Below are 15,800 nucleotides of genomic sequence, written 5' to 3'. Positions count from 1 at the left end.
GTCGGCTGTCAGTGCTCGAAGCGCATGTGGCGAAGCCACGAGTCTCGAGCGCTGACAGCCGACGCTCAGGAGGGCCGAACCTCGAGCGGCGGAGCCGCTCCAATATCACAGCTTGCGTAGCCGGAGGCGGTTGATGGCGTGGTCGGAGTCCTTGCGGAGTACCAGGGTCGCGCGGGGGCGGGTGGGCAGGATGTTGTCCACCAGGTTGGGGCGGTTGGTGGAGTTCCAGATGTCCTTCGCCGCCGCCGTCGCTTCGGTATCGGAGAACTTCGCGTAGTGATGGAAGTGGGCTTTCGGATCCGCGAAGCCCGTTTCGCGCAGACTCAGAAACCGGCGCACATACCAGCTCTCGATATCCTCGATCCGCGCGTCGACGTAGATGGAGAAATCGAACAGGTCCGACACCATGAGCCGCGGGCCCGTCTGCAGGACGTTCAGTCCCTCGACGATCAGGATGTCGGGCTGGCGCACACAGTGGAACTCGCCGGGCACGATGTCGTAGGAGATATGTGAATAGACGGGCGCGCACACTTCTTCGGCGCCCGATTTCACCTCGGTGACGAAGCGCAGTAGTTTGCGCCGGTCGTAGCTCTCCGGGAACCCTTTGCGGTGCATGATGCCGCGGCGGGTGAGTTCGGCGGTGGGGTAGAGGAATCCGTCGGTGGTCACCAGGTCGACCCGCGGATGGTGATCCCAGCGCGCCAGCAGTGCCTGCAGAACCCGGGCGGTGGTGGATTTACCCACCGCCACACTGCCCGCGACCCCGATCACGAACGGCACCTGCTTATCCGGATGGGATTCACCGAGGAAGGTCGCGGTCGCCGCGAAAAGTCGCTGTCTCGCCGCCACCTGCAGGTGGATCAGCCGGGCGAGCGGCAGGTAGACCTCTGCGACCTCTTCCAGGTCGATCTGTTCGCCCAGGCCCCGCAGGCCGATCAGTTCTTCTTCGGTGAGCACCAGCGGAGTCGATTTACGCAGTTCGCGCCACCGTTTCCGGTCGAACTCCACATAGGGGCTGGGCTCGCTCGCCTTGGCCATCTATTCAGCGCTCCACTCTGCCGGACACTCGTGCTCGCGGTGCCGACCCTGTGATATGCCGTGATCACGGCCGGCGCGACTCCGGCCGGTCCGGCGCTCTGGCTGTGCCCTCATGGCTGAATTCTGCCCCCCGCGCGGGCGCGGAACGCAGAGGGGGTCCGGGCACTGTGCGCAAGGCTATGGTCGAAACCATGCAAGCCCATCCTCTGGTGACCGAATACCTGCGGCTCGGTCTGTCATTCGACCGGCTCGAATCGGGTTTCGTCGACGCCTACACCGCCGAACCGCAATTGCGGCGCGATGTCGAGAACGCGCCGCGCCCCGAACCCCGGGAACTGGCTGTCACCGCTACGCGGTTACGCGCCGAACTCCTGGCCGCCGGGCTGGGTCCGCAGCGAACCGCGTTCCTCGATGCGCACCTGCGGGCACTGGAGTGTTCCGCGCGCAAATTCGCGGGCGATGAGATCGGCTTCGTGGACGAGGTCAGCAGGTACTTCGACGTGGATATCGCGCCCGGTGACCCCGCCGCCTACCGTGCGGCCCACCAGAAGATCGACGAGGTGCTGGGCGGCACCGGTCCGCTCGCCGAGCGGATGGCCGCCCACCGGAAAGCCGACGAAATCCCGCCGGAGCGCCTGGAGGCCTGCGTCGAGGCGTTCTCCGGCGCGCTCCGCGAACTGGTGCGTGCGCGGTACCCGCTGCCCGACCACGAACACGTCACCTACGAGATAGTGGGAGATAAGCCGTGGTCCGGGTTCAACTACTACCTGGGCAACTACCGGTCGACGGTCGCGATCAACTCCGATCTGCGCCAGCACATGGCGATGCTGCCCCGGCTGATCGCACACGAGTCCTACCCGGGGCACCACACCGAACACTGCCGGAAGGAAGCCAATCTGGTCGCCGCCGGGCACGGTGAACAGACCATCTTCCTGGTGAACACGCCGCAGTGCCTGATGGCCGAAGGGCTGGCCGACCTGGCGCTGCGATCGATCATCGGACCCGGCTGGGGAAAGTGGGCGCAGGAGATCTACGCCGACCTGGGTCTGCGGTTCGACGGCGAGCGCGCGGAACGGTTGTCCGAGGCCTCGGCGCAATTGCTCGGCGTCCGCCAGGATGCCGCGCTCATGCTGCACGATCAGGGCAAGGACGCCGACGAGGTGGCCGGCTTCCTGGAACGCTGGTCGCTGACCACGCCCGATCGTGCCCGTCAGTCGCTGCGATTCCTGTCGTCTCCGCTGTGGCGGGCCTACGTCAGTACCTACGTGGAGGGGTACAAGTTGCTCGGTGGCTGGCTGGACCGGGCGACGGACGCCGACGACCGCGCCGACCGTTTCCGCCGGCTGCTGGACGAGCCGCTCACCCCGGCTGCCCTTCGCAAGTTGTGACCTCGGCGCCCGGCCCGAGGAGGCGCGGCCCGGTTCCGGATGAAGTGTCAGCGACTCATACACTGGGCGGGTGACGCAGACGACCGCCTCTGTCAATAACCAGTCCCTCGGTGAACTCGATCCGGAACTCGCGGCCGCGATGGCAGGTGAGCTCGCCCGTGAACGCGACACCCTGGAGATGATCGCGTCGGAGAACTTCGTGCCGCGCGCGGTGTTGCAGGCGCAGGGCAGTGTGCTCACCAACAAGTACGCCGAGGGTTATCCCGGCCGCCGCTACTACGGCGGCTGCGAACACGTCGACGTCGTGGAGAATCTGGCCCGCGAACGCGCCAAGGCCCTTTTCGGCGCCGATTTCGCGAATGTGCAGCCGCATTCCGGCGCCCAGGCCAACGCGGCGGTGCTGATGTCGCTGATGGATCCCGGCGACCGGCTGCTCGGCCTGGACCTGGCGCATGGCGGTCACCTCACCCACGGGATGCGGCTGAACTTCTCCGGCAAGCTGTACGAGGTGCATTCCTACGGGGTCTCCAAAGAGGACCACCGTGTGGATATGGAAAACGTGCGGGCCATCGCCCGCGATTCCAAGCCGAAGGTGATCGTGGCCGGTTGGTCGGCCTACCCGCGGCACCAGGATTTCGCGGCGTTCCGGGAGATCGCCGACGAGGTCGGCGCTTACCTGTGGGTCGATATGGCGCATTTCGCCGGGCTGGTCGCGGCCGGTCTGCACCCCTCGCCGGTGCCGTACGCCGATGTGGTGTCCTCCACCGTGCACAAGACTCTCGGTGGTCCGCGGTCGGGGCTGATCCTGGCCAAACAGGACTACGCGAAGAAGCTCAACAGCTCGGTGTTCCCGGGCCAGCAGGGCGGGCCGCTCATGCACGTCATCGCGGCCAAAGCGGTGGCCTTCAAGATCGCGGGGACCCCCGAGTTCGCCGAGCGTCAGCAGCGCACCGTCTCCGGCGCCAAGATCCTGGCCGAACGCCTGACCGGGGCCGATGTGGCCGGTAAGGGCATCAGCGTGCTCACCGGCGGCACCGATGTGCACCTGGTGCTGGTGGATCTGCGCAACTCCGACCTCGACGGCCAGCAGGGCGAGGATCTGCTGCATGAGGTCGGCATCACCGTCAACCGCAACGCGGTCCCGTTCGACCCGCGCCCGCCGATGGTCACCTCCGGTCTGCGGATCGGCACGGCGGCCCTGGCCACCCGCGGTTTCGGCGATACCGAGTTCACCGAGGTCGCCGATATCATCGCGACCGCGCTGGCGGGCGACGCCGATCTGGACGCCCTGCGCGGCCGGGTGAAGAAACTCGCCCAGGACTTCCCCCTGTACCAGGACCTCGAAGACTGGAACCTGCTCGGCTGAAGGGGGTAGGCGGCGGCGTCCGATATCCCTAGGCTCGAGGGTATGGAGAGCGAGCTGACGCAGGACGCCGTCACCACGGTCCGGGAATTCTTCACCGCCATGGAGGTGGGTGCGCTCGACGAGGCGCTCGAGCTGGTACATCCGGATATCGTCTGGAAGAACTCGACGCTGCCGGATGTGCGCGGGGCGCGCCGAGTCGGCAAATTGCTGCGCGGTCTGGACGGGGATCAGTTCGGATTCTCGGCGACGATGCACCATATCGCCGCCGACGGCGATATCGTCCTCACCGACCGCACCGATTTCCTGCGGTTCGGCCCGGTGACCATCGAATTCTGGGTGATGGGCACCTTCGAACTCCGCGACGGCCGGATCATCCTGTGGGACGACCACTTCAGCTGGGAGAACTTCCTCCGCGGCACCGCCGTCGGCATCGTCAAGGCGATTTTCGGAAAGTAACCGCAAGGGACCACCGATTCCGGCGCGAGTTCAGCGAGCCCCCTGAAAGGGTTCGGCCCGCGTCGGCTCTCAGTCCTCGAAGCGCATGTGGCGAAGCCACGAGTCTCGAGGGCTGAGAGCCGACGCCTCAGGGGCCGAACCCCGCGCCGACGGAGTCGGCGCCATAGACACGTCAGGCGTTGGGGCCGTACTCCTCGAGCATCTCGGTCACCAGCGCCGCGATGGGCGAACGCTCACTGCGGGTGAGGGTGATATGGGCGAACAGGGGATGGCCCTTGAGTTTCTCGATCACCGCCGCGACACCGTCGTGCCGGCCGACCCGCAGATTGTCGCGCTGTGCCACATCGTGGGTGAGCACCACTCGGGAACCACTGCCGAGCCGGCTCAGCACGGTCAGCAGAACGTTGCGTTCCAGCGACTGGGCTTCGTCGACGATCACGAACGAGTCGTGCAGCGATCGGCCTCGAATATGGGTCAGTGGCAGGACTTCGAGCATATCCCGGCTCAGGACCTCTTCCATGACCTCCCGGCTGGCCAGCCCGTCCAGGGTGTCGAAAACGGCCTGCGCCCAGGGACCCATCTTCTCGTTCTCGGTACCGGGCAGGTAGCCGAGTTCCTGCCCGCCCACCGCGTACAGCGGGCGGAACACCACGACCTTGCGCTGAGACCGCTTCTCCAGCACGGCTTCCAGGCCGGCGGTGAGCGCCAGTGCGGATTTACCGGTACCGGCGCGACCGCCGAGCGAGACGATCCCGATGCTCTCGTCGAGCAACAGATCGAGCGCCACCCGCTGTTCCGCGGAGCGGCCGTGCAGTCCGAAGGCCTCCCGCTCGCGTACCAGTTGCACCCGCTTGTCCGCGGTCACCCGGCCCAGGGCACTGGAACTGTTGCCCAGCAACCGGATACCGGTATGGCACGGCAGTTCCCGTGCCTCGTCGAGATCGACCACCGATTCGCTGTAGAGGCGGTCGACGACCTCGGATGCGGTGTCGATCTCGACCATGCCCGACCAGCCGGAGGTCACCACATCCTGCGCGTGGTATCCCTCCGCTCGCAGACCTACCGCGCTGGCCTTCACGCGCATCGGGATGTCTTTGGATACGAGCACCACCTGGCATCCCTCGGCCGCGAAGTTCAGCGCGCAGGCCAGGATGCGGGAATCGTTGCTCTCGGTGCGGAAACCGACCGGCAGCACCGTGGGATCGGTGTGGTTCAGTTCGACCTGGATCGTGCCGCCTTCGGTGCCGATCGGTAACGGTTCGTCCAGGCGTCCGTGGGCCAGGCGCAGATCGTCGAGCATGCGCAGGGCTTCACGGGCGAACCAGCCGAGTTCGTGGTGGTGCCGTTTACCTTCGAGTTCGCTGATCACGACCAGCGGTAAGACCACCTGATGTTCGCCGAACCGGGTCACCGCCCAGGGATCGGACAGCAGCACCGAGGTGTCGACAACGAAGGTTTTCAAACCTTTCTGAATGGAGCGAGAATTCGCCGATGGGGCGGATACGGAGCGATTATCAGTCACGGTAGGCTCCTATGGTCTGCGCGGCACCCACACAGACAGTCTCGCTGGGCCGGTAGGTCCGGATGACGGCTGGCGGAGTGCGTCAGCGGCCACGAGGACCGGGTGCCGGCCCCCTCGTACTGAGTTGCTCAGTCACGGTCAGGACCTCCCGAGCGAGCCGCAACGCGCGACCCGCCACTCCGAAGCTACCTCGTACCATGCCCTGTGCGCTCGGAGAAATGCGGGTGGGTTTGATGAATTCGCTGTGAACATGCTCCTGGTTAAGAGTATTTACGCAGGTGAAAGGCAGTATTTGTTACGCCGGGGTAATTCCGGAAAGGTTTCGGCTCAGGGTGGGTGCGGACGCCCCCGCAGTGCGGTTTCGCCGCGCGTTCGCTTCGTTCGCCTCGGATTTGCCCGGCGACGGTGCCGGGGCGGGTCGCGTGGCACAGGCATGCCGACGACGGCGACCGGACCGAAAACGAGGCGGCCGGTGCCCGTGCCGCTACTGCCCCAGGAACTCCAGCACTACCGGCAGGTGGCTGTGCTCCGGGTCCTTGACCGCGGTGACAAGAGTCACCGGCGGCCGGGTCCGGGCCAGTCCACGCAGCCGGACCATCACCTCGTGCGCCGTCCGGTCCGACAGCTCCTCGCGGAAACGTGCCACGAACTCGTCGCGACGACCCGGCGGGTTCTCGTGATACCAGCGACGCAGATCGCTCGACGGTGTCAGATCTTTGGCCCATTCGTCGATACGCGCCGCGCTCTCGGCCACCCCGCGCGGCCACAGCCGGTCCACCAGAACGCGGTAGCCGTCGTCCGGATCCGGCGCCTCGTATACCCGTTTGATCCGGAACCCGGGTGGCGCGGCCAGGGGTTCGTCGCTCATCTCTCCATCGCATCACGCCCGCGCCCGGCAGGTGCGGGCGCCACGCGGTGAATTCCGCCGCGGCCGGAAACCGGCCCGGCGGGCACGAGCGGGATTAGAGTCGGCGGTATGAGCACGAACGCGGAGTTGGACGGTCTCTCGTCGAAGGAACTGCACGATCGCGCCGTGAAACACGCCGTGCGTCGTGGCGATATCCGCTTCCTCTGGGAACTCCTCACCCGGATCCCCGCCGCGGAAGCCTCGGTAGGGCGGGTCGGTGAAAGCGAAGCCGATATCAAATGGGTGGTACCGATGCTGGACGACTACGTCCACGCGGGTGAAGGCGACCTGGCCGAGGCCCTGCGTGGCTTCTACCTGGAGTATCTGCGCGAACATCCGTGAGTGGCCGGGCGCGGCGGGGGCCTCGGCCGGCCCCGGCGGGTCCGCCGCCGCGGGCGGTATGTCCGGCCGGGCTTTCGCGGCTTCGGCGTCAATCCACGAGGTCGGCGCCCGTCGGCGGTGGGGGCAGGTTCTCGAGCCGGAGGAATTCGTCATCGGTGAGCAGCCGCGAGCGGATCAGGAAGCGGACACCCTCGGGTGCCTCGAGCGAGAACCCGCTCCCGCGGCCGGGTACCACGTCCACCGTCAGATGGGTGTGCTTCCAGTACTCGTACTGATCCGCGCTCATCCAGAACGGGGTGTCCGCATCCACCTCACCGAGCAGCACATCCTGCCCACCCACCCGGAACTCGCCGCGCGGGTAACACATCGGTGCGCTGCCGTCGCAACACCCACCGGACTGGTGGAACATCACCGGCCCGTGCCGTTCGACCAGCTCGTGCAGCAGATCCGACGCGGCGTCGGTGAGTTCCACCCGGTTCGGGTCCGGCATCAGAAGAACCCGAGCTTCTGCGCCGAATAGCTCACCAGCAGATTCTTCGTCTGCTGGTAGTGGTCCAGCATCTTCGAGTGGTTCTCCCGGCCGATCCCCGACTTCTTGTAGCCGCCGAACGCCGCGTGCGCCGGGTAGGCGTGGTAGCAGTTCGTCCACACCCGGCCGGCCTTGATACCGCGACCCAGGCGGTAGGCGGTGTTGCCGTCGCGGGTCCACACCCCGGCACCGAGACCGTAGAGGGTGTCGTTGGCGATCTTCAGAGCCTCCTCGGTGGAATCGAAGGTGGCCACCGATACCACCGGACCGAAGATCTCCTCCTGGAAGATGCGCATATCGTTGCTGCCCTTGAAGATGGTCGGCTCCACGTAGAAGCCGTTCGGGTAGCCGTCGACCGAACGTGAACCGCCGCCGGTGAGGACCTCGGCGCCTTCCTTCCTGCCGATATCGATGTACGACATGATCTTCTCGTACTGATCGTTACTGGCCTGCGCTCCGATCATGGTGGCGTCGTCGAGCGGATCACCGCTCACGATGGCCTTGGTGCGCTCCACACAGCGCGCCATGAACTCGTCGTAGATCGACGAATGGATGAGCGCCCGGGACGGGCAGGTGCAGACCTCGCCCTGGTTGAGCGCGAACATCACGAAACCCTCGACCGCCTTGTCCAGGAAGTCGTCGTCTGCGTCCATGACATCGGGCAGGAAGATATTCGGGCTCTTACCGCCCAGCTCCAGCGTCACCGGGATGATGTTCTCGCTGGCGTACTGCATGATGAGCCGGCCCGTGGTGGTTTCACCGGTGAACGCCACCTTGGCCACCCGCGGACTCGAGGCCAGCGGTTTACCGGTCTCCACACCGAACCCGTTCACCACGTTCAGCACGCCCGGCGGCAGCAGATCGGCGATCAGTTCGACCACTTTCAGGATCGACGCCGGCGTCTGCTCGGCCGGTTTCAGCACCACCGCGTTCCCGGCGGCCAGTGCGGGCGCCAGTTTCCAGGTGGCCATCAGGATCGGGAAGTTCCACGGGATGATCTGCCCGACCACGCCCAGCGGCTCATGGAAGTGATAGGCGATCGTATCGGCGTCGATCTCGCTGATCCCACCCTCCTGGGCGCGGATCGCCCCGGCGAAATAGCGGAAATGATCGACCGCCAGCGGCAGGTCCGCCGCTTTGGTCTCGCGGACCGGCTTCCCGTTCTCCCAGGTCTCGGCGACCGCCAGCGCCTCGAGATTCTCCTCGATCCGATCGGCGATCTTGTTCAGGATATTGGCCCGCTCGGTGGCCGATGTCGCACCCCAGCCGTCGCTCGCGGCATGCGCGGCATCCAGCGCCAGCTCCACATCCGGCGCGGTGGAGCGGGCCACCTCGCAGAAGGTTTCGCCGTCGATCGGCGACGGGTTGTCGAAATATTTGCCCTCGACCGGCGCTGTCCACTCACCACCGATGAAATTGTCGTAGCGGCGGGCGTAGCTGACGATACTGCCGTCGGCACCGGGCTTGGCGTAGGTCATGACGAGCTCCTCGTTCGACGCGTGCACTGATAGTCACCCTATTTATCCAGTGACCTACCTCACTATGCCGTGTGGAAGCGAACGGCACGTCGTGTTCACCCGGAAAGTCCCCCCGAGCCGGCCCGGCCCGAGTAGGTGCGCAGGTGTCCGCGGTCCGTCCATGTAGTGGGGGCTTGCAAGGGAACCGCGGCCGAATACCGCCCGTCGGGCGGGCGGATGGAACCGATGCGGGGCGAGTCGCGTCCAGTATCTTGAGTGAAATTCACGGAAGGGTGGGCCGAGCGGTATGGAAGTGGGGCAGGGGACCGCGACCGCGCTGTATCAGCAGGCCGTGTCCGGGACGTTCCGGATGGAGCGGGGGGCCGCGGAGCGGTGTGCGGCGGTGTACACGCGGTTGGTCGATACGTGCTTGGACGAGCAGATCAGGCGTACCGAGCGGTTGCATGAAGTCGATGGATTCGGAGGATTCGCCTCGGCCGGGGAGCTTCGGGCCGGGTTCATGAACAAGGGAAACTCCACGGGTGACGCGCTGGTTGGTCTGAAAGAAGCGGCGCTTCGAATGGCCGCAGCCTTTCTGCAGGCCGGTGGTGCCTTTGAGGAAGCGGATGCTATGAACAGGCGCGCTATCGCAGCCGCCAGTGAGGGGCTGGAGTGAATTTGCGGCACTGGATTGTGGCGGCAGGCGGCGTACTCGTGGTCATGATGGCCGGGTGCTCCGAGAGTGGTGAGGCCATCGACGCCGGGGCGACAGCTGCGGTTACCCCATCCGAAGGAGCCTCGCAGTCCGCTCCGTCGCGGCCGACGCTCACCGAATCGAGGTTGCAGCCCCCACCGCAGCAGAATGAGTACACGACCGAGGGTCGTCCCGAGGTCGTTTTCGATCCTTGCACTTGGATTTCCGATGAAGCGGTCGGCGCAGTCGGTCTCGATCCCACGACTCGTCGGCGCGGTGACGATATGGTTGCGGAATACACCTTTCTGACATGCGATTTCAAGGGCCCGCTCCGCGATCTGCAGATCAATTCCGGCAATGTGACCTGGGATGAAGACCTGCAGAAGAACGGCGCGCACAGCGAGCCGTTGACCGTGAACGGTAGGGAAGCCTTGCTGGTGCAGGACCCGGCGTTGAAGAGGGTGTGTAGCGTCCACGTGCGAACCAAGGTCGGCCTTGTCATGTTCAGTTCCGCTCGCACTTTCGAGGGAAGCGAAGCTGGACTGCAGCGCTGTGACGGTGTCGTCGAGATCGCTGAGGGTCTCGAGCCCGAAATCGGTTCGGAGAACTGAGATGGCCGGAGACCAGCCTTCCGCGCCACTCGGAATCTTCGGTCCGGTGCTCGGGATCGCACCGGAAGCGGTGCAGCGACGACTCGACGGGCAGAAGAGCCAAAGTGGAGCAGAACAATTTGGTTCGCAAGTATCTCACGGCGGCCGGGACCCCTCGTATATCACCGCGATGGAGCAATTCGAGGGATTCTCACACCAGGAAATCCACGAGAAGGTGGAGACGATGGCACCGGGGCGGATGCATATCGCCGCCGATACATACGATTCCGTCGCAAATTCGTTGGGTGGCGCGCTCTTCGGCGCGTACCTTGCGGTGCAACGTGAACTCTCCGATGGAATGGACGGCCAGTTCGCCGATGCTGCAGGCCAGGCTGCGCGCAAATTCTATGACCAGGCTACCGATGTTCAGGAAGTCATCCGTTCGGTCAGTTTGCGAATACACGCTGCTGCCTACGCCGCCGAAGTAGTGAAGAAATCCGTTCCCCCACCGCCCACCGCCGTACCCGCCACCAACCCTGCCGTGTCGACTTCAGCCGTCGATCCTGCGCAGATCGCGCAAACAGTGGTGGGCGCCGTGGATCCCGCGTCCGCCGCCGCTCTGGATCGCTACAAAGAAGACCAGCGGCTGGCCGCCATCGAAGTGATGAATATGGCCTACAAACCCACCTACCAACCCGCCGGTGACGGCGTGCCCGCCTTCGTTCCGGTACAGGCGCCCGGCGACGACGACCCGTCCGGTACCAACCCGGCCGGTACCTCGCCGGGAAACCCCAACGGCACCAGTACCTCTTCCGCTCCGGGCGGCGAGACGCCGGGTGGTGAAACCCCGGGGGAGAAGGAGAACGAGGGGGAGACACCGGAAACTCCCGGTACGGAGGAGGAGTCGCAGACCACGACCGCCGGTACCGACGAGAACCCGACCACCCAGCAGCCGGCCGGTACCACCACCGGAACGCCGACCGGGGATCCGCAGCGCACCACTGCGTCGACCACCACCACGGGCTCGCCCGCGGTGCCGTCGGGAAGCCCGTCAGGGTCGCCGAGCGGTCCTGGCGGTACACCGCAGTCGCAGATCCCCGGCAAGACGGTGACGAGTAATCCGGGCACGACGAGTACTCCCGGCACCCAGAATGTTTCGTCGGGTGGCCCGGCGTCGGCGGCGGCCGGGACGAACCGGGCGATGTCGGGGATGCCGGGGATGATGTCACCCGGCGCGGCGGGGCGACGTGGGGAGGACGACGCGGAGCATACGACTCCCGACTATCTGATCCGCGACCGTGCGGAGGAACTGTTCGGTGCGCCGATCGACGCGCTGAGCGGAGTGCTGGGGGCCGACGCTCCGGCCGCGCAACCCGCCGACGACCGTGATGAGCGCGGCGGGCGTCGGTGAAGTGGGAGTTCACCCCGGACGAATTCATGCACGTCTGGAAGGAAACCGGCCGGGACCGCTATCCCTACCCGCTGGAAATGCGGTCGTCGGTGCGCTGGGAAGACGAGTTCCGGCTGTTGGCGGCCCGGATCGAGACGGCCTACCCGCGGGGCGCCGATCCGGAACTCGCGGCCGCCCTGGGCGTGGCCGCGGATCCCGAATCCACGCTCACGCTGTCGGGGAGCCGCCGAAATCGGATCCGGGCGTTCGGCGGGTTCGCGGGCACCGCGGGAGTGACGGTGGTCCAGTTCCCCGGTGTCGCTACCGATTTCGACGGGAGGATCGTGGTCGAGATCGGGCCGGTGACGCTCGTGCCGAGGGTTTTTCTGCAGATCCTGGGTGAGATGCCGAAGGGAACCCGCCCGCCGCTGGTGGAAAGCGTCGATCGGCTGCGTGATACCCATGGGGTCTGGAATGGCGGCAAGCCGCAGCCGGCCGACCGGATGCGCCGACTGCTGAAGGCTCCGCGTGCGGGATCGGGATTTCTGGAGGCGCGGCACGGCCTGCGCGAGCCGCTACCACCACCCCCGCGCTACCTGAGCTGGTTCGATGTGGTCGACGACGGCCGCTACGTGTACGGGCACCGCTATCAGGATTTCCATATCGCACCGGTCTCGCATACCGATCTGCGCCGCGAGCTCGCGCGGATGCTCACCGCGGCTCCGGTCTGACCCGGCGCGTCGCGGTCACGTGACCGCCCGGAACCGGTGACCCAGACCTCACGCGTGGCACGCCAACATCGCCGGGGCGCGGCATAGGGTCGGGACTATGAGCGAGGAGAAGCAGTACCGCATCGAGCACGACACGATGGGCGAGGTCCGCGTACCCGTGGACGCGCTGTGGCGGGCTCAGACGCAGCGGGCGGTGGAGAACTTCCCGATCAGCGGACGTGGTCTGGAGCGGGCGCAGATCCGGGCGCTCGGGCTGCTGAAAGGCGCCTGCGCGGTGGTGAACCGGGACCTCGGACTGCTCGACGCCGAACAGGCGGCGGCGATCGTGGAGGCGGCCGAAGAGATCGCCGCCGGACGTCACGACGACCAGTTCCCGATCGATGTGTTCCAGACCGGCTCGGGCACCAGCTCGAATATGAACGCCAACGAAGTGATCGCCTCCATCGCGGCGAACAACGGGGTCACGGTCCACCCCAACGACCACGTGAACATGTCGCAGTCCTCCAACGACACCTTCCCGACCGCCACCCACCTGGCCGCCACTGAGGCGGTGATCAAGGATCTGCTGCCGGCGCTGGAGCATCTGCGGCTCGCGCTGCTGGACAAATCAAGCGAATGGCGCACCGTGGTGAAATCCGGCCGCACCCACCTCATGGACGCGGTGCCGGTGACGCTGGGCCAGGAATTCGGCGGCTATACGCGCCAGGTCGCGGCCGGAATGGAACGGCTGCTCGCGACGCTGCCGCGGCTCGGTGAGCTGCCGATCGGAGGTACGGCGGTGGGCACCGGGCTCAACGCGCCGGCCGGGTTCGGCACCAAAGTGGTCGCGGAATTGGTGCGCTCCACCGGGATCGACGCGCTCACCGAAGCCGAAGATCATTTCGAGGCGCAGGCGGCGCGCGACGGGCTGGTGGAGGTCTCCGGTGCGCTGCGCACGGTCGCGGTGAGCCTCACCAAGATCGCCAACGATATTCGCTGGATGGGTTCGGGTCCGCTCACCGGGCTGGGTGAACTGCAACTGCCGGACCTGCAGCCGGGCAGTTCGATCATGCCGGGCAAGGTGAACCCGGTCCTGCCGGAGGCGGTCACGCAGGTCGCGGCACAGGTGGTCGGCAATGACGCGGCGGTCGCGTTCGCGGGCGCGGGCGGGCATTTCGAGCTGAACGTGTATATCCCGGTGATGGCGCGCAACGTCCTCGAATCCATTCGCCTGCTGGCGGCGGTCTCGCGGCTGTTCGCGGACCGCTGCATCCACGGGCTGACGGCCAATATCGACCGGCTGCGCACCCTCGCGGAATCCTCGCCGTCCATCGTGACCCCGCTGAACTCGGCGATCGGCTATGAGGAAGCGGCGGCGGTGGCCAAACAGGCGCTGCGGGAACAGCAGACGATCCGGCAGACGGTGATCGACCGCGGCCTGATCGGGGAGGCGCTCACCGAGGAAGAGCTCGATCGCCGTCTCGACGTGTTGTCCATGACCAACACCGACCGCGACTGAGCACGCCGCCGACCGGTGCGGGGCCCGGCGCGGCGAACCGGAGTTCGCCGCGCCGGAAACGGTTTCAGGGCCGGAAGCGGGCGAGTTCCTCGCGTGCCGCGATCCCGGACTCTCCGAGATCGGTGCGGCCGAACACATCCCAGCGGCGCAGTAGCGGCGCGAACACCAGTTCGTCCTGCTTCGCCGGATCGTAGATACCGGCCGCGGCCAGGACCTCGTCGCTGCTGCGACCGCCGGGCAGGGTGACCGAGGGCACCCGGAAGGCGGCGACCTGATCCGCGACCGCGCGCATGGCCTGGTCGGGGGCCTCCGCGAAACCGGCGGCGAGCAGCTCGGCGAACACCTCCGACTGCATCTCGTCGTCCTTGGCGATCCGCTCACTGATCGCGGTCACCAGCGGGTTCTCCCCGAACGCCGCGGTGTTGCGGTGCCGGACCGCGGAGGCGGCCTCCTCGAACGCGCATGCGGCCAGCACATCGAGCAGATGCATCGGCTCGCGGCTGAAACCGTCGGTCATATGACCCATACGCAGCCGTTCGAGCTCCACCGGATCGCAGGAGCGGGTGACCATCAGATAGTTGCGGATCAGGACCGAATGCCGAGCCTCTTCGGCCGTCCAGCGCCCCACCCAGCGCCACCAGGCGCCGGTCCGCAGATACTTGCCGAGCTCGCGGTGATACGCGGGTAGGTTGTCGGCGATCAGGACGCTCACGGTGAGCGCCAGCCGCGCCGTCTCGCTCAGTTCGGCCTGGGCGGGATCCCAGTCCTCACCGCCGAGGAAGGCGAAGTTGCGGCCGTCGTCCCACGGGACGAAGTCGTGCGGCTGCCATTCGTCGGCGATCTCGGTATGGCGCCGCACGGTCAGTTCCACCTCGACCGCGAGGGATTCCAGCAGGTCGCGGTCGGTCAACAGATTCTGCACGCACACACGGTAGCGGGTCGGACCGCGAAACGGGGCGTCCGCCGCTGCGGACGCCCCGATCGGCGTGAATCAGTTCTCGGTGACCGTGGTGGAGCGGTCCGACGAATTCCAGGTGATGGTGCCGCCCTGGAACTCGCTCATCTTGCCCTCGGGGGTGTCCTCCTCGTCGGACACCGGGAACCCGAGCTGCCCCTCGGCGCCACCGTTGGCCTCCCAGGCCTCACGGATATCACCCCATACGACATGGGCGCCGGTCTCTTCGCTGAAGAAGATGGTGCCACCGGTGAAGTCCTGGTAGCGGCCGCCGTCGGCGACCACCTGCTCCTCACCCTCGGGCATCCCGAGCGTGCCCGTGGGGCCACCGGCCTCGGTGTACTTCTGGTAGATGGAGCCCTTTACGGTGACCTCGGTCCCGTCGGGGGTCTGCACGGTGGTCTCACCGGCATCGGCATTGGGGTCCTCGTCCGGTGTCGCCGACCCCTCGGCGCCGCTGGTTTCGGTTGGCGACCCCTCCGCCTCGGGAGACGGACTGCCACTGGCGCCTCCACCCGGCATAACCGCCGAGGTCACAGAGCCGACGGTATCCGACACCGAGGTGTCGTCGTCACCGCATCCGGCGATGAGCAGGCCCGCGGCGGCGAGCGCAACGGTGAATCCGGCCGAACGTCGAGCGAAGTGGTGCATGTCCATCCTCTCGCGACAGGCCGGTGTGATGCACAGCCAGAACTGCGGAAAACCCATCACTCCGGCTCATTCATACGGCAACGTGACGGCTACCGGGCGCGAGATCCCGCAACGCTGCCGGTTCGGTGGTCACGCGGAATATTACCCGCAAAGAGGCGCGGCAGACCATATGCTGAAAAGTAGCTGTATCTTTGGCGCGCTGGCGCGCGCGGGGTTCGGCCCCTTTAGCGTCTGCTGTCAGCCCTCGAGACTCGTGGCTTCGCCACATGCGCTTCGAGGGCTGACA

17 protein-coding genes are annotated in these 15,800 nt (G+C 66.5%); 9 read left to right on the top strand and 8 right to left on the bottom strand.

Annotated elements, in window-relative coordinates; genetic code table 11:
- Positions 1-105: 105 nt before the first annotated feature.
- Positions 106-1,038 carry a type I pantothenate kinase gene (coaA, locus tag AB0F41_RS30005; protein WP_357429681.1) on the bottom strand — a complete coding sequence of 311 codons (933 nt, stop codon included), beginning with the start codon at positions 1,036-1,038 and terminating at the stop codon, positions 106-108.
- A 191-nt stretch (positions 1,039-1,229) separates the two neighbouring features.
- On the opposite strand from coaA, the gene AB0F41_RS30000 reads away from it, so the two are divergent.
- The 3 genes from AB0F41_RS30000 to AB0F41_RS29990 all read left to right on the top strand — a co-directional run bounded on the left by AB0F41_RS30000 (position 1,230) and on the right by AB0F41_RS29990 (position 4,248).
- Positions 1,230-2,426 (top strand): DUF885 domain-containing protein, encoded by a 1,197-nt coding sequence (locus tag AB0F41_RS30000; RefSeq protein WP_357429679.1) that lies wholly within the window; start codon positions 1,230-1,232, stop codon positions 2,424-2,426.
- Between the two features lie 70 nt (positions 2,427-2,496).
- Positions 2,497-3,792 carry a serine hydroxymethyltransferase gene (glyA, locus tag AB0F41_RS29995; protein ID WP_357429677.1) on the top strand — a complete coding sequence of 432 codons (1,296 nt, stop codon included), beginning with the start codon at positions 2,497-2,499 and terminating at the stop codon, positions 3,790-3,792.
- Positions 3,793-3,834: 42 nt separating this feature from the next.
- Positions 3,835-4,248: a limonene-1,2-epoxide hydrolase family protein gene (locus AB0F41_RS29990; RefSeq protein ID WP_357429675.1), complete on the top strand. Its 414-nt coding sequence runs from the start codon at positions 3,835-3,837 to the stop codon at positions 4,246-4,248.
- A gap of 172 nt (positions 4,249-4,420) precedes the next feature.
- Here AB0F41_RS29990 and AB0F41_RS29985 read toward each other — a convergent pair whose 3' ends face one another.
- Both AB0F41_RS29985 and AB0F41_RS29980 read right to left on the bottom strand, forming a co-directional pair.
- Positions 4,421-5,770, bottom strand: coding sequence for a PhoH family protein (locus tag AB0F41_RS29985; RefSeq protein ID WP_357429673.1), 1,350 nt, complete (start codon positions 5,768-5,770; stop codon positions 4,421-4,423).
- A 484-nt stretch (positions 5,771-6,254) separates the two neighbouring features.
- Positions 6,255-6,638, bottom strand: a complete 384-nt coding sequence (locus AB0F41_RS29980) for a DUF488 family protein (protein ID WP_357429671.1) — start codon at positions 6,636-6,638, stop codon at positions 6,255-6,257.
- Positions 6,639-6,746: 108 nt separating this feature from the next.
- On the opposite strand from AB0F41_RS29980, the gene AB0F41_RS29975 reads away from it, so the two are divergent.
- Positions 6,747-7,019 (top strand): hypothetical protein, encoded by a 273-nt coding sequence (locus tag AB0F41_RS29975; protein ID WP_357429669.1) that lies wholly within the window; start codon positions 6,747-6,749, stop codon positions 7,017-7,019.
- A gap of 88 nt (positions 7,020-7,107) precedes the next feature.
- Here the strand turns inward: AB0F41_RS29975 and AB0F41_RS29970 are convergent, their stop codons facing one another.
- Both AB0F41_RS29970 and adh read right to left on the bottom strand, forming a co-directional pair.
- Positions 7,108-7,509, bottom strand: coding sequence for a DUF779 domain-containing protein (locus AB0F41_RS29970; protein ID WP_357429667.1), 402 nt, complete (start codon positions 7,507-7,509; stop codon positions 7,108-7,110).
- On the bottom strand, positions 7,509-9,026 hold the full coding sequence (gene adh / locus AB0F41_RS29965) for an aldehyde dehydrogenase (RefSeq protein WP_357429665.1): 1,518 nt from the start codon (positions 9,024-9,026) through the stop codon (positions 7,509-7,511). The genes AB0F41_RS29970 and adh overlap by 1 nt, the downstream gene beginning before the upstream one ends.
- Before the next feature lie 286 nt (positions 9,027-9,312).
- Between adh and AB0F41_RS29960 the strand changes: the two genes are divergently transcribed.
- Both AB0F41_RS29960 and AB0F41_RS29955 read left to right on the top strand, forming a co-directional pair.
- On the top strand, positions 9,313-9,681 hold the full coding sequence (locus tag AB0F41_RS29960; protein WP_357429663.1) for a hypothetical protein: 369 nt from the start codon (positions 9,313-9,315) through the stop codon (positions 9,679-9,681).
- Positions 9,678-10,310, top strand: a complete 633-nt coding sequence (locus AB0F41_RS29955) for a DUF3558 domain-containing protein (RefSeq protein ID WP_357429661.1) — start codon at positions 9,678-9,680, stop codon at positions 10,308-10,310. The genes AB0F41_RS29960 and AB0F41_RS29955 overlap by 4 nt, the downstream gene beginning before the upstream one ends.
- Positions 10,311-10,500: 190 nt before the next feature.
- On the opposite strand, the gene AB0F41_RS29950 is transcribed toward AB0F41_RS29955, so the two are convergent.
- Positions 10,501-10,752 carry a hypothetical protein gene (locus AB0F41_RS29950; RefSeq protein WP_357429659.1) on the bottom strand — a complete coding sequence of 84 codons (252 nt, stop codon included), beginning with the start codon at positions 10,750-10,752 and terminating at the stop codon, positions 10,501-10,503.
- 78 nt (positions 10,753-10,830) lie between these two features.
- Here AB0F41_RS29950 and AB0F41_RS29945 point away from each other — a divergent pair, with 78 nt between their 5' ends.
- The 3 genes from AB0F41_RS29945 (at position 10,831) to AB0F41_RS29935 (ending at position 13,908) form a co-directional block, all read left to right on the top strand.
- A complete protein-coding gene (locus AB0F41_RS29945) occupies positions 10,831-11,700 on the top strand; it encodes a hypothetical protein (protein WP_357429658.1) in 870 nt (289 codons plus the stop codon).
- Positions 11,697-12,410, top strand: coding sequence for an ESX secretion-associated protein EspG (locus AB0F41_RS29940; protein ID WP_357429656.1), 714 nt, complete (start codon positions 11,697-11,699; stop codon positions 12,408-12,410). Before AB0F41_RS29945 ends, AB0F41_RS29940 begins: the two co-directional genes overlap by 4 nt.
- A gap of 97 nt (positions 12,411-12,507) precedes the next feature.
- A complete protein-coding gene (locus AB0F41_RS29935; RefSeq protein ID WP_357429654.1) occupies positions 12,508-13,908 on the top strand; it encodes a class II fumarate hydratase in 1,401 nt (466 codons plus the stop codon).
- 64 nt (positions 13,909-13,972) lie between these two features.
- On the opposite strand, the gene AB0F41_RS29930 is transcribed toward AB0F41_RS29935, so the two are convergent.
- Together AB0F41_RS29930 and AB0F41_RS29925 are read right to left on the bottom strand one after the other, a co-directional pair.
- A complete protein-coding gene (locus AB0F41_RS29930) occupies positions 13,973-14,830 on the bottom strand; it encodes an acyl-ACP desaturase (RefSeq protein WP_357429652.1) in 858 nt (285 codons plus the stop codon).
- Between the two features lie 69 nt (positions 14,831-14,899).
- Positions 14,900-15,514, bottom strand: a complete 615-nt coding sequence (locus tag AB0F41_RS29925; RefSeq protein ID WP_357429650.1) for an esterase — start codon at positions 15,512-15,514, stop codon at positions 14,900-14,902.
- Positions 15,515-15,800 lie beyond the last annotated feature (286 nt).

This window comes from Nocardia sp. NPDC024068 (assembly GCF_040638875.1).
Lineage (GTDB): Bacteria > Actinomycetota > Actinomycetes > Mycobacteriales > Mycobacteriaceae > Nocardia.
Note: the sequence above shows the minus strand (reverse complement) of the source record. Positions and strands in the feature narration are given on the sequence as shown.